The sequence below is a fragment of the Paraburkholderia sediminicola genome (assembly GCF_046026855.1).
GTDB classification, from domain to species: Bacteria; Pseudomonadota; Gammaproteobacteria; order Burkholderiales; family Burkholderiaceae; genus Paraburkholderia; species Paraburkholderia sediminicola_A.
This window is the reverse complement of sequence record NZ_JAQQET010000008.1, coordinates 159,790-172,231: the sequence shown is the minus strand read 5'-3', so window position 1 is coordinate 172,231 and position 12,442 is coordinate 159,790. Positions and strand designations below refer to the sequence as shown.

The 12,442-nt window shown below is 56.0% G+C and carries 8 protein-coding genes; 2 read left to right on the top strand and 6 right to left on the bottom strand.

The genetic code is table 11. From position 1 onward, the window contains the following. Positions 1-5: 5 nt before the first annotated feature. Positions 6-1,409: an ethanolamine permease gene (gene eat / locus PQR40_RS11355; RefSeq protein WP_408509022.1), complete on the bottom strand. Its 1,404-nt coding sequence runs from the start codon at positions 1,407-1,409 to the stop codon at positions 6-8. A gap of 252 nt (positions 1,410-1,661) precedes the next feature. Between eat and PQR40_RS11350 the strand changes: the two genes are divergently transcribed. Together PQR40_RS11350 and PQR40_RS11345 are read left to right on the top strand one after the other, a co-directional pair. After that, positions 1,662-2,528 (top strand): AraC family transcriptional regulator, encoded by an 867-nt coding sequence (locus PQR40_RS11350; RefSeq protein ID WP_408509021.1) that lies wholly within the window; start codon positions 1,662-1,664, stop codon positions 2,526-2,528. Between the two features lie 883 nt (positions 2,529-3,411). Continuing rightward, positions 3,412-4,893 carry a reverse transcriptase family protein gene (locus PQR40_RS11345; protein WP_408337295.1) on the top strand — a complete coding sequence of 494 codons (1,482 nt, stop codon included), beginning with the start codon at positions 3,412-3,414 and terminating at the stop codon, positions 4,891-4,893. A gap of 288 nt (positions 4,894-5,181) precedes the next feature. Here the strand turns inward: PQR40_RS11345 and PQR40_RS11340 are convergent, their stop codons facing one another. The 5 genes from PQR40_RS11340 to PQR40_RS11320 form a co-directional block, all read right to left on the bottom strand. Next, positions 5,182-5,898 carry a hypothetical protein gene (locus PQR40_RS11340; RefSeq protein WP_408509020.1) on the bottom strand — a complete coding sequence of 239 codons (717 nt, stop codon included), beginning with the start codon at positions 5,896-5,898 and terminating at the stop codon, positions 5,182-5,184. A 28-nt stretch (positions 5,899-5,926) separates the two neighbouring features. Beyond that, positions 5,927-6,949, bottom strand: a complete 1,023-nt coding sequence (locus tag PQR40_RS11335) for a pentapeptide repeat-containing protein (RefSeq protein WP_408509019.1) — start codon at positions 6,947-6,949, stop codon at positions 5,927-5,929. A gap of 23 nt (positions 6,950-6,972) precedes the next feature. Further along, positions 6,973-8,481: a hypothetical protein gene (locus tag PQR40_RS11330; protein ID WP_408509018.1), complete on the bottom strand. Its 1,509-nt coding sequence runs from the start codon at positions 8,479-8,481 to the stop codon at positions 6,973-6,975. Beyond that, positions 8,478-11,279 (bottom strand): type VI secretion system Vgr family protein, encoded by a 2,802-nt coding sequence (tssI, locus tag PQR40_RS11325; RefSeq protein WP_408509017.1) that lies wholly within the window; start codon positions 11,277-11,279, stop codon positions 8,478-8,480. The genes PQR40_RS11330 and tssI overlap by 4 nt, the downstream gene beginning before the upstream one ends. A 204-nt stretch (positions 11,280-11,483) precedes the next feature. Further along, the gene (locus tag PQR40_RS11320; protein ID WP_408509016.1) at positions 11,484-12,413 is read right to left on the bottom strand and encodes a T6SS immunity protein Tli4 family protein; all 930 of its coding nucleotides are present in this window, start codon (positions 12,411-12,413) and stop codon (positions 11,484-11,486) included. Between the last annotated feature and the right edge of the window lie 29 nt (positions 12,414-12,442).

Sequence of the window (12,442 nt, the reverse complement as noted above, 5' to 3'; positions counted from 1 at the left end):
TTCCGTCACTCTTCGAGCAAAGCGTCTGCCGGTGCTGCTTCGCGTTGATGGCGCGTCAACAGGAAGTAGACGTAGCCGAGCGCGAGGAAGATCGCGAACACGACGGCCACCACAAAATTGAAGTAGATCATCGTTGCCAGACAAATCACCGCGGCCACCAGTGCGAACGCCGGAAAGAACGGAAACAGCGGTGCGCGGAACGGGCGCTCCATGTTCGGGTCCGAGCGACGCAGCTTGAACAGCGACAACATGCTGATGATATACATCACGATAGCGCCAAATACGGACATCGTCACGATGTTCGCCGTCAGCGTCTGCCCGCCAAACTGGATCAGCTCGTCGCTATAGATCGCGGCGATACCCACCACCCCACCCGCGATGATCGCGCGATGCGGTGTTTTGAAGCGCGGATGCACCTTGGAGAGCCACTCCGGCAGATAACCCGCGCGGGCCAGCGCGAAGATCTGACGCGAGTATCCGAGGATGATGCCGTGAAACGACGCGACGAGCCCGAACAGGCCGAGCCACACCAGCATATGCATCCAGCCGCTATGCTCGCCGACGATGAATTTCATGGCCTGCGGCAACGGATCGTTGATGTTCGCCAATTTGGTCCAGTCGCCAGCGGCGCCTGCGAACACCATCACGCCGACGGCGAGCACCACCAGCGTGAGAATACCGGTGATGTAGGCGATCGGAATCGAACGCTTCGGATTCTTGGCTTCTTCGGCGGCCATCGCCACGCCTTCAATCGCGAGGAAAAACCAGATGGCGAAAGGAATCGCCGCGAACATGCCGTGGAACGAGCCCATGCTGAAGGTGTCCGCGCCGGACCAGCCGCCTTTCGTGAAGTTCGACCACTGAAAACCGGGTGACACCACGCCCATGAACACCAGCAATTCGAAGATCGCAAGCAGCGTCACGCACAACTCGAAGGCCGCGGCAATCTGCACGCCGACGATATTCAACGCCATAAAGACGAGATACGCGCCCATCGCCGCGTGTTTGGGTTCGAGACCTGGAAACTGCACGTGCAGATACGCGCCGATCGCGAGTGCAATCGCGGGTGGTGCGAAGACAAATTCGACTAACGTCGCCGCGCCCGCCAGATAACCGCCGGTTGGGCCAAAAGCGTGGCGCGCATAGGCGAACGGGCCGCCCGCATGCGGAATCGACGTGGTGAGTTCGGTGAAACTAAAAATGAAGGTGGTGTACATCGCGGCAATAAAAACCGCCGTGATGACGAAGCCAAGCGTGCCGGCGCTCGCCCAGCCATAGCTCCAGCCGAAATACTCGCCGGAGATGACCAGACCGACCGCGATCCCCCACAGTTGCCACGTACCGAGCGTTTGCGTCAACTCATGATGCGTGACCTTACCGACGTGCTGACTTTTGGACTCTGATTTCATCGGGCGCTCCTGATGTTGCCGCTTGCTCGACGCCGCAAGGTTTTGCGGTGCATGAGCGGACAGGCTTCAGCCGATGGTAGTGAGCCATTATTCGAGGTGTTATCGAAATTCGGCAAAGTTCAAGCGCGATTGTGTCAGTGGACGCTTAACTCCGTTTGCGTGCGGTGTGTGAAGTTCGCAGGATTTGGTAAATGGGAACGTGATACTTTGGTTCGCATCCTTACGCAATCTTCTCCTGGTTAGCCACTTAATATGAACCCAGCAGACAACCGCGCGCGCTACGAAACTCGGCTGGGCCGCGTGCTGGACCATATTTACGATCATCTCGACGAACCGCTGGATATCGATCGTTTAGCGGAAATTGCCTGCATGTCGCCGTATCACTGGCATCGCATCTATCAGGCGATGTATGGCGAGACAGTGGCGACGACCGTACGTCGCTTGAGGCTGCATCGGGCGGCGGGATATCTGGCGAATGGTGCAATGCCGATCGCGGAGATTGCCGTGCGCTCGGGTTACAGCAGTTTGCAGTCTTTCTCTCGCACCTTTCGCGCGGCGTTCGGCGTTCCGCCGGCGCTGTATCGCAAGCAAGGCACACATAGCCGGTTTCGTCCGGCGCTTTCTGGAGACGATCAAATGACGATGCGTGAAGTGGTGATTCGTCACGTGGAGCCGATGGAGGTTTTGTCGGTGGATCACGTGGGACCGTATATGCAGATCGGCAAGGCGTTCGATGGGTTATTCGGCTGGTTGGCGAAACACAATTTGCTGGCGGGGCAGATGCGCATGATCGGGATTTACTACGACGATCCGGATGTTGTTGCGGAGAATGAGTTGCGGTCGAAGGCAGGGGTGTTGTTGCCGCATCCGGTTCAGGCTTCGGTGACCGTGAGTCCGCCGGTTTCGGTGGTGCACGTGAAAGGCGGTGAGTACGCGGCGTTGCGCCACAAGGGGCCGTATAGCGATATGCGTGCGGCTTATGAGTGGCTGTATGGGACGTGGCTAGTGCAGTCGGGGCGCGAGGCTGCGGATGCGCCGGTGTTCGAGGAGTATCTGAATAGCCCTAAGGAGACTGCACCTGCTGATCTGTTGACCGAGATTTGTTTGCCGTTGGTTTGATGGCTTTGGCCTGGTTCTGTTTGTTTTGCCTGCTTTGTGCGTGTTTATGCAGCGGGCTTTCCGGATGCCTCTCTGGTTTTTATAGTCTTTGTATATGTATACGTAGTAATAGTTAACAAGCACCGCGCCTAGTTGTGGATAACTTGAATCTTCGTTTACGGATCAAGGGACTGTGGAATCGATAACCCTGCGGAGCGCGGGCGGACAGGGGCAAGGAGCCAGGGACAACTTTCGGCTGACCTGGCGTGATCGCGGATTTATCAAAGTTTCGCCCACAAGGTGTCAGATGGCTTGTACAAAAGTTGTCCAGAGGGGGCTGTGGATAAGTGAGTGACTTATCCAGTGCTCAATCTGCGAGTTCGTACGACGTGCTGCGGCCCGGCTGCCGCTGATTTTTTCGACACCCCGAGTGCGACGCTGATCCCACTCATTCTCCCCTGCAGGCACCAATCATCCGCCGCAGAAAACGCGGAGAATAGTGCGCTATTCGCCGCTTGAGACAGTGCGCTCCTCACGAACGACTGATTTCTCGAACGGATCGGGTTGAGTAAGGCAAAAGCGGTTGGGGCCGCGCTGCAAGACACGTAATAGCTGCGGCAAAGTCAAATCAGAATAGGTTGTCGCACTTATCGGATACCGCCTGTGCAATGGTGAGACCGTATCCTCGCCTATTGCCGATTTTGCTGCTGCCCGTCGCTGACTGTGAGTTATCGTGCCTTCTGGATCAATCAGGTGCCTCGGCAACACTTTATTGCAGAATTGATTCGTACTGCAGATGCGTTGACAACACTTAGCCGCGTCGCTTATCTTCGACCCGCGGGTCGGCTGGTCAAGCTTGCCAAGGTACGGGCAGTATTCGTTCCAGGCACTACGGGGCTACCCCGTGGATCAGAAAGACCTCCGCAGTTCGTCGCATGAGCGTCAGTTGCGCGTTGCGCAAAGGAGCTCACGCAGCACAAGACGCGTTGACTGGCCGCCCCGCCCCTCTCTTTGCTCTATGCCCTTATCTTCTCTGCAATTCGTCACCTACGCGATCGCCGATGCCATGTTGGCCGGACCGCCCGACGCCGTCGCGATAATCGAGCGGATGACGCTCGTATTGGGTGAACGCTCGGATTGGATGAATGGATTGTCGCGTGGGGTCGAGAAGCGATTTGGCGCGCGTTGGGACAGCGTCGACAGTAAAGAATTGTCGAAGGTCGTGGCTGAGAACACGGGTTTTGTTTCGGCATGGAGGAGTGAAAGCCGGCCGAGGGTTGTTCGTATGTTGCCTCGCCCTCCTGTTCAGCGGCCGCCTCCACCCTGGTTGCATGACGTGGCGCTACCGCAGTTGCCGACGCTCGGCGATCTGGCCGCGTGGCTGGAAATCGAGTCAAACGAACTGGACTGGTTTGCCGATCGCTGGCGTGTGCAAGCGCAGAGTGCGGCGACACCGCTTCATCACTATTCGTACAAGGCGATCGAGAAACGCGACGGTCGGTGTCGGATCATCGAAGTGCCGAAATCGCGCTTGCGGGCTTTGCAGAGAAAAGTGCTGCATGGCTTACTCGATCGAATTCCTGCTCACGATGCGGTGCATGGTTTTCGACGTGGACGGAATACGGTTACGTTCGCGGCGCCTCATGCTGGGAAGGCGCTTGTGATTCGCTTCGATCTGACGGATTTCTTTGCGTCGGTGCATGAGGGACGTGTTTACTCCACGATACGTGCTTTGGGTTATCCCTTGGAGGTTTCCCGAGCGCTGACTGCGTTGTGTACCAATCGTGTGCCGAGTGGCAGGTTGCTGGCGCCGGATGTGCGCGACAAGATCGATTGGTTGGAGCGGCAGCGGTATCGGAGCCGGCATTTGCCGCAAGGGGCGCCGACTTCCCCGGCGTTGGCGAATTTGTGTGCGTTTCGGTTGGATCTGAGGTTGGCTGGGTTGGCGCGTTCGTTAGGTGCGACGTACACGCGGTATGCCGATGATCTGGCGTTTTCCGGTGGTGACGATCTCGCGCGGATGGCTCAGCGGGTTGAAATTCGCGTGGCGGCGATTGCTATTGAAGAAGGGTTTGCGGTTAATTTAAGGAAGACGCGGGTGATGCGGCGGGGGGCGAGGCAGCATCTGGCTGGGGTGGTGGTGAACAGTCATCCGAATCTTGCGCGGACTGAGTTTGATGCTTTGAAGGCGGTGCTGACGAATTGCGTTCGACTTGGAGCGGCTTCACAGAATCGCGACAATTATTCCGACTATCGAGCTCATCTCATGGGTCGCGTCGCGCACGCTGCGATGCTGAATGCGACGAGAGGCACCAAGCTGAAAGCGATTTTCGAGCGGATCGTGTGGGATGAAGATAGCGATGCCGGAGCAGAACCACGCATGTGAGGTCCGATCGCCGCGATCCTTGCGATGTTGAACGCTTCGACCGCTACCCGTGGAGTCTGTCTGTTCCTGTTCCTGCTCCCGCTCGTCGCGACGATCGCAACTGCCGTCGGGCTATTCGCTAGCGGCGTTCACGGCCACGCGCTACCAATCGTTCCCATCGGCGCCGTGCTCAGCAACTGGTTGTGTTTCAGGGTGATGGCGTGGTTGCGCCTTCGTCCTTAACGGCGTGGCCGCTTCGACTGATTCCCTCCGCGTCGCCCACGCGCTCGCTCGGCGGTATTCGCGAGATCAAACGTCCATAAACTGACTCGCCGTCAACGTCGTTCCCAGAAAATTCGCCACGCTGGTCATAACACTGAGCAATTCGAAGGCGACCTCGGCAGTCCATCGCTCGCCGAAATAAAATGTGACTTCTTCGACGTTGCGGCGCCAGGCATGAATTCCCGGCTCTGCTCGTAGTACGCAAACGGCCGACACCTGGAAATATCCCGACGAGCGTGCCGGGATCGCTGATTCGACTACGAAGCCCAAGAGGGACGCGCGTCGAAAGCGGAAACTTTCGTGATGCCACCGGAAGCCAGCCCACTCGGCATCGCGCGAGCGGAACGCGAAAAAATGCGCAGGGTCGTCAATTGGCGGAACCCATCGCCGGCTAGCGAATGTGGCAAATTCGGCTTCGGTCGTCATCGACGCGGGTGAGAGGGTGTGTCCGACTTCGATATCGGTTATTTCGCCAAACACGTTCTTTAAGCCTGAGAATATTTCGTCGTTGAGACGTCCGCCGAAAGCCCTTACTTCGTCTGAAGTCGTCGCCTTGATGCGAGGGCGAAGCCCGATGTGCTCGAACACCGCCTGGTCTCCCAGCAGCCCATAAAGGCGGTTGTCGTCGGGGGGATCGTCAACACGGCGCAGGCCTAGTGGATAAGGCAGATCCTCGGTCGGCATGCGCCTGTCGGTCGTACGGGTAGGCGGCTGATCTTGCGGCGCGGTCGGGTCAGAGCTCATCGGTATGTCTTCATACGTGCCCCAGAAGTTACACCTGGTCGTTAGGGTTGTAACTCCAGATCACGCGCCCCCAATCAGTCATTTCTGTGTCGGGGAATTTTTGCCCAGCTTCGAAATAACGTCGGCCTTGTTCGCTCCCTAAGGCAGGGCTCATCCACCAGCCGCTTTGAGGCACGAGTTCCCCCGGATTACCTTTCAGTCTGGACGAAGAGGATGGAAGCACGGGAGCATTCGTGTCCGGAACCAGGGAGCACCACTCAATGCAATCCTGCTTCCCTGTGTTGCTCATGGCAACCACTCGCCGCGCCTCCGGGGTATCGTCAAACTTCGTTCGTATCACAGAGCCTTGATGCACATCCCCAAAGGTGCCGCCACGAAAGCGCGCCCCGTTGAGCTTCACCCTTCGGAAATCCATACCACGCAAGTCGCAATTGTCGAAGGAGGCATCGGTCAGATTCCCTTCGCTCACCTGCGACGCTCTTAAATCGCAATCAACGAATCTGACACCTGAGAAGTTGCAACGTTGCGCAACGTTCCAGCTGAAGTCCCCTTTTTCGATCAGCGCATCAGAAAAATCGCTACCCGCTATCTTCGACTGATTCAAATTGCCACCTCGCATCACGATATGCGAGAAATTGCAATTTTCTATCTGTGCATGATCAATATGGGACCTATTGAACTCCGAACGGGAGAAATCGATTTGCTCGCCAAAGATCGGTATCATCTGCACCGAATGAAATTTACAGCCTCTAAACGATGCACTCGTCAAAATCGACCACTGAAAATGGGCTTCATTGAATTCGCAGTGGTCAAAATTTGCGAAATCAAGGAGACTGCTTCCTAGGTCCAGATTCTTTAGATCTTTCCCGGATATTCTGATCCCTCGCAAGTCATTTGCTAGCTTCTTGTCAAATGGATGGATGATGGCGTCGCACGTATCCATCCACTGTTCCTGCGGCAAAACACTCTCGAGTGCCTCAAGGACTGCCTTATATTTCCCGTCACTCCATCGCGTGTGCAATTTTTGCAACTCAATATCATCAGGCGACATACTGACCCCTTAACAAACCTTAGTTACCTGTCCAGTTCAACGGCTTTCAGGCGGCCACGACTATCTGTGATGACCTCAAACACTTTATTCACCTGTTCGGGCTTGATTCTGCCCGGCACCGCAATCTCTATTTCCCCATGAACCGCGTTGCCACCAAAGCTGCCATCAGGTTTCAGAACGCGGCCTTCAAGCGCAGCATTGACGTCATAGCCTTTCACATTTTGCAGCTGAATCACAAAGCCGCCTTCGTCTGCCCACAACATTGCGCCGGCCTCCCTATCTTGCGTCAGCATCACCTCCGTTGTCCCGCGAAAAGCTCGATCAGGCGCGTTCGCAGCATGCTGAATCAAATCAATATTGTCGCCTCTTCCGGGCAAACCTTCGGCATAAATCTTCGCCGCGACTTCCTTGGCCGGCGTCTCCGCACCGACCCCCAACGTGGTCCTGTCCGCGCCATGGAATAGTCTCTCGTAAAGAACCGGTTTGACTTTTAACCCATTCACCAACGCATAGTCTTCGCCTGGGCTATGCACTTCCTCGATTTTCACATTCGGCCGTCCGTCCGGCGCCGGCGGCACATCTGGTTTGTCTTTTCGCGCCGAAGCACCACCGCTCGTCGCGTGTCCATCAGCGCCAGCGTTGCCTGCCCCTTCATGCTTGCGAATGGCCGCGCCGGGCGTGTCATTGATTTCCTGCCTGAGCGGCGCGACAGGCGGAGGCTTATTCGCCGTCACCCCTGCGGAAACCATGTGGCTCTCCTTCGGTGCCTCCTGCATCAGCAATTTGTCGAGCCGCTGCTGCAATTCCGCCACCGCCCTCGGGATCTGTTTGACCCCTTCCTGCTGCACCGCGTAAAACCGCTGCTCCCACATCGACAGTTTGTTGATCAAGTTTTGAACCGACTCCAGATGATCCGCAATCCTGACGCTGAGTATCCGGGCGTTCATCAGCTTACCTCGGACTTGCTGCACGATGCCGATCAGCTTGCCCGTAGTCTGCTCAAGGATTTCCAGCAGTGACTTTTCGTATTTGGCAAACTTCACGTCCTCCAGAAACTGAAGGATGTTGCCTTTGACGAATTTATTGAGGAAGCGAACCATCTCGGCCAGCTTCCCCGATTCCTCGATCAGCATCAGCATCGAAGCGCGCAACGTGGCGGCTAGTTCGTCCCCCATGATGCCGGTGACAATCGCTCCGACACCCGCTGCTGCCGCGCCGGCAGCGGCCATTACCAGCGGCAATGCCAGTGCGATCAGGCATGCGCACAGCAAAATCCATTCGGAAACCTGTTCGCGCCGTTCAGGATGCGTGGCAAGGCGAATGATGATGGCAACCGCGTCGCGCGCACTGGTGAAGATGATGACGCCCGGCACGAAGTTCGCCAGCATCTCTGCCACGATCACTGAGAATGGACGGTCGGGAACGAACTCACCAAACAGGAGATCCTTCAGCCAATTGAGGCTGGCGGCCGCATCGCCGACAACTTCTTCCCAGATCCTATCCAATAGGCCGTTGCTCGATGAATCGCTCATGCTGTTGTATTCGGATCGCTATCGTTAGAGTTGGAATCGTTGACCACAGGCTTGGGCGTGACATTGATCCCCATGAACTGATTCCAGTCGGAGTCCGCTTTGATACCCACTTCAGACGTGGGCGGATTCTTGTCCGTCAGATATTGGACTTTCGCGCTGGCGCCTGTCGGCACGCCACTGATCTTCGCGTAGCCGTCGGCATCCAGTGCACCTGTTTTCACGCTGCCATCGCTCAAGGTCGTTTTATATTCGACGCCGGGACTAGCGCGCCCGTATGGATCGACCAAACGAAATTCCAGGTCCGTTGGAGCCGGCTCGCCTTGCGGTAAATGTGGCATGACGACGTTCGTGCTAGCCGGCCCGGCGAAGGCATGCTCTGCGCCCTTGACATCGATCTTTCCCGGCGCATGAATTTCGATGTTGCCGCCCTTCAAACGGATATACGCGCCTCCCGACGTGAGGAGGATTTCGTCTTTTGCCATCGCTTCAATGTTTTCTGTTGCGGCGACGAGTTTGATGCTCTTTTGGCTCGTCACTTCGATAGCGTCCAATTGCGCCAGAACCTCGACTTTGCCTTTCGCTGCAAACAACTTCATACCGGCGTTCTGGACAAACAGGCTGATCTTTTCGGTAACGCTCGCAATCAGCGACTTACCGGTCGCGATATAGGTACTCTGACCGCTTACGAGGTTCGTCTGTGCATCGCTAGCAAGGTGAACGGATTTCTGCGTGGACAATGCGATACCGGAAGGGCTGCCCATTAGGATGATGGGCTCCTTGAACGCATTTGCGTTTCCAGTTCCGCCACCGGCCGTGTTTCCGCCCGAGGCGTTTCCGGAAATACTATTCTGTGTCGCGTCGGTGAATGCCTTCAGCGAATCGTAGCCATCTTTGAGACTTTCGGCCTGATGCGTGGTGCTGGCACCGGACATCGCTTCAAGCACGCTTTCTGAATTGACCAGTTGCGATCTCGCCACGCGCGCATCTAGCGGCTGGCTGGCCGCAGGATAGGTTGTGACATACAGACCGCGACCTGCACGGAGGGCACCAAATGCGTCAGACTTCAGATCGAAGCCGCTGCCCAGATAGCTTCCTCTGGCGTTCCCAGATTGGTCGATCAGGTAGCCTAAATGCAATTGCGCGTTGGTACTGGTTGAATTGAGTTGAACGCGATTCTGACCCGTCGCGTCATCCATCACCATCTGGTTGTAGCCGCTGCCTTGATATTCCTTCGACTTGTATCCCGAAAGCAGGCCAGTGGAATGCCAGTGAGGTTGCGTTTGGCTGTTGTAGACACGGCCCGTTACAAGCGGCCTGTCGCAATCGCCGTCAGCCCAGCTAATCAGGACCTCTTCTCCGACTCTCGGTACGTGTACGCCGCCGTAGCCGCCACCCGTATCGGACATGGCGACCCGCACCCAGCACGACGCTTTTTCATCGCCCTCATTGACTCGGTCCCAATGAAAACGCACCTTGATACGATTGAGCTGGTCGGTATAGACCTCTTCGTTTGCCGGTCCGACAACAATTGCCGACTGCAAATGCATTTCCGGCTTGTGATGTTCAAACGGGCTGCGAAAAGGCACGATCTTGCGCTGTGCTTCGATTTCAACAAGGAAGAAGCCTTCGCTGCCATCTGCGGACGCAACGTTCAACGCGCTTGTTGTACTTGCGTGATTCGCTTTGATCGTTGCCAGTCTGTCTTTCAGACTGTGCGGGAAATCTGTCGACAGGCTCGACACCGGCAGATTGTTTTCTATGGACCACGAGGTTTCAATAACAGCGAACTGTCGGTTCTGGTCACTATCCGTGGGGTGATCAACCAGTTCAAACCATTGCCCGGCATCCGCCTGCCTCACGCCGCCTGCGCCGAAGAAGCGCTTTGCGCGCGATTCCCACTCTTCCATCCGGATTCCCGACAGCGCAACACCACGGTCTTGATCGCCGTAGGTGTAGGCGCCGGTGTATTCGTACACTTCGGCTTGTTGCGGCAGGTTTCCTTGAGTGGCAAGCGTGGGGATGTTGGTGCCCTTCGGATTCGCTGGATCAGTGGGGGCCTTGTAATCGAAAGTACGGGTAGTCAGCGTCGTGCTTTGCAGGGTTCGCGTACCCGACCACTGAACCAGGGCATCGGTTTCGCTGTTTGTGCCAGCTCGATAGAACTGCACTGTCTGCGGCGAAAGCGGCGGGAAGGTATCCAGACTATCTGTCACGACAAACGTGTGAGATTTACCGTCGCTAGCCTGCTCGACGTATCCGAACAACCCTTCGCTTTCCATCAGCCGATGAACGAAATTCCAGTCGTCCTCATACTGCATGCAGAACGAACGTGAGGGCAGAGGTTTACTTAAAGCAAAACGAAATGCGCCTTGGGCCTGGGGATGCATGTTGAAAACATCCGTCAGAATTTCGTCAGCTGGTCTGTCTTGCCAGATTCGCGCATCCTTGCGAAACCGCAGGAAATGCACCCACGACGCAAAGCCGATCTGGTAGCTTGTGAGCGCGCTATCCGACCCGAGCCGGCGAGCCGTGTGCACGTAGCCGTGATGGGGCAGGTAGGATTGGTCCGTCTGCTGGATCCACAACGTGACTGACTGGGCAATCAGTGTCTTGAGTTCTATTGTGCCGGACGTAGAAACAACATCAGCGATGAACTCGTAATGACGGCCAATTCGTGAACAGCCGACAATCCGCTGGGGGAGCAAAACATTATTCCCCAACGGACTATCCAGTTTCAGGAGGCGATCAGTCTGGGCGAGTCCACCCGCAATTACGCCGATTATGTCCTGCGCTTCCATACGGCCTCATCTTGTTAGCTGATCGAGCTACCACCGTTCGCGCGGTTCTACAAAAATTCATGTCAATCAGTCAGCCAATACTAATACGCATCGCACTTGTCGGAATTTAAAATATATATGTGACAGGCATATAAATAGTGTTGCAAGCGAGTTCCCAGGCCATCTTTTTCACCCAATCTGGACTAGGGAAGAACGCCGCATCGTCTAATGACTTGATGGACGGCGCTTGATCGACGCAGAAATTGCTTTCCCGATCTCATCGATTTCCTCGGCTGATACAGGAGGCTTGCCCTTGGCATTTGTTGCCGTGCGTTCGACCAGAAGAAGCAGATCGGGGGTATCGACAGATGAATTCGGATCACCTTGGACGGTCGCCAGATAACCAAAATCGGTCGCCCCGTCGTCGCGCGTGATGGTGGCGGATGTCGCGACGCCTTCCCGCCCGTCCAACGTCACAGAATGATAAGGCACCACCCCGTGCAGCTTGATCTGCTTACCTATGCCGTAATCGTAGCCCCAAACGAATTCGTTCTTTTGCCGTGAGGTGAGCTTTGGGTCGGTTGATTGTGTTTTGGCATCAAGCAGAAAAACCGTGACGTCAGGGTGATCGATCAGGCGGAATGTGACGCCAACCTGCCTGTTCGAATCCTTGTCGTTGTCTGCGATGAAAGCGTACGGCAAGCAAACACCGGCGCCGGTTGGAATTTCATACAGTGCACGACTTGAGAAATTCCCGCTGATTTTGCCGAAATTCCGCTTGGCATCGGTGAGGTCAGGGTATCCCGTATCGGTATAGGAATAAATGCGCCCGGCTTTGTAGACCACGAAACCAAGTGACTTCTTACCAATCCATGCGGTCGCCCCGGCAAGCCCGATCGGATACGAACCGAAACCGTTCGCATCCTGGGAATCCGTATCTGCCGTCAATTTTTTAAACGGCGTAACATACCCCTCGTAAAAATCACGCGTTACGTCGTTGGTGATGACGAAACCACCGTCGTAGATAAAACGCGAATGTTGGGCACGTTGGCCATCGCTGAATCGAATGGGGTCTTTGACGCCCCCATGCAAACTCTCGCGGGTAGAAAGGGCAACGTCAACCTCGCCAGGGAGCGCCAGATCGTATCGACCCACGCATTCAGTCCTGGTAAGAGAGATCGGAC

Bases quoted from the DNA above. Each gene is read 5' to 3' on its own strand.
- eat (WP_408509022.1), bottom strand. From the start codon at position 1,409: ATGAAATCAGAGTCCAAAAGTCAGCACGTCGGTAAGGTCACGCATCAT.
- PQR40_RS11350 (WP_408509021.1), top strand. From the start codon at position 1,662: ATGAACCCAGCAGACAACCGCGCGCGCTACGAAACTCGGCTGGGCCGC.
- PQR40_RS11340 (WP_408509020.1), bottom strand. From the start codon at position 5,898: ATGAGCTCTGACCCGACCGCGCCGCAAGATCAGCCGCCTACCCGTACG.
- PQR40_RS11335 (WP_408509019.1), bottom strand. From the start codon at position 6,949: ATGTCGCCTGATGATATTGAGTTGCAAAAATTGCACACGCGATGGAGT.
- PQR40_RS11330 (WP_408509018.1), bottom strand. From the start codon at position 8,481: ATGAGCGATTCATCGAGCAACGGCCTATTGGATAGGATCTGGGAAGAA.
- tssI (WP_408509017.1), bottom strand. From the start codon at position 11,279: ATGGAAGCGCAGGACATAATCGGCGTAATTGCGGGTGGACTCGCCCAG.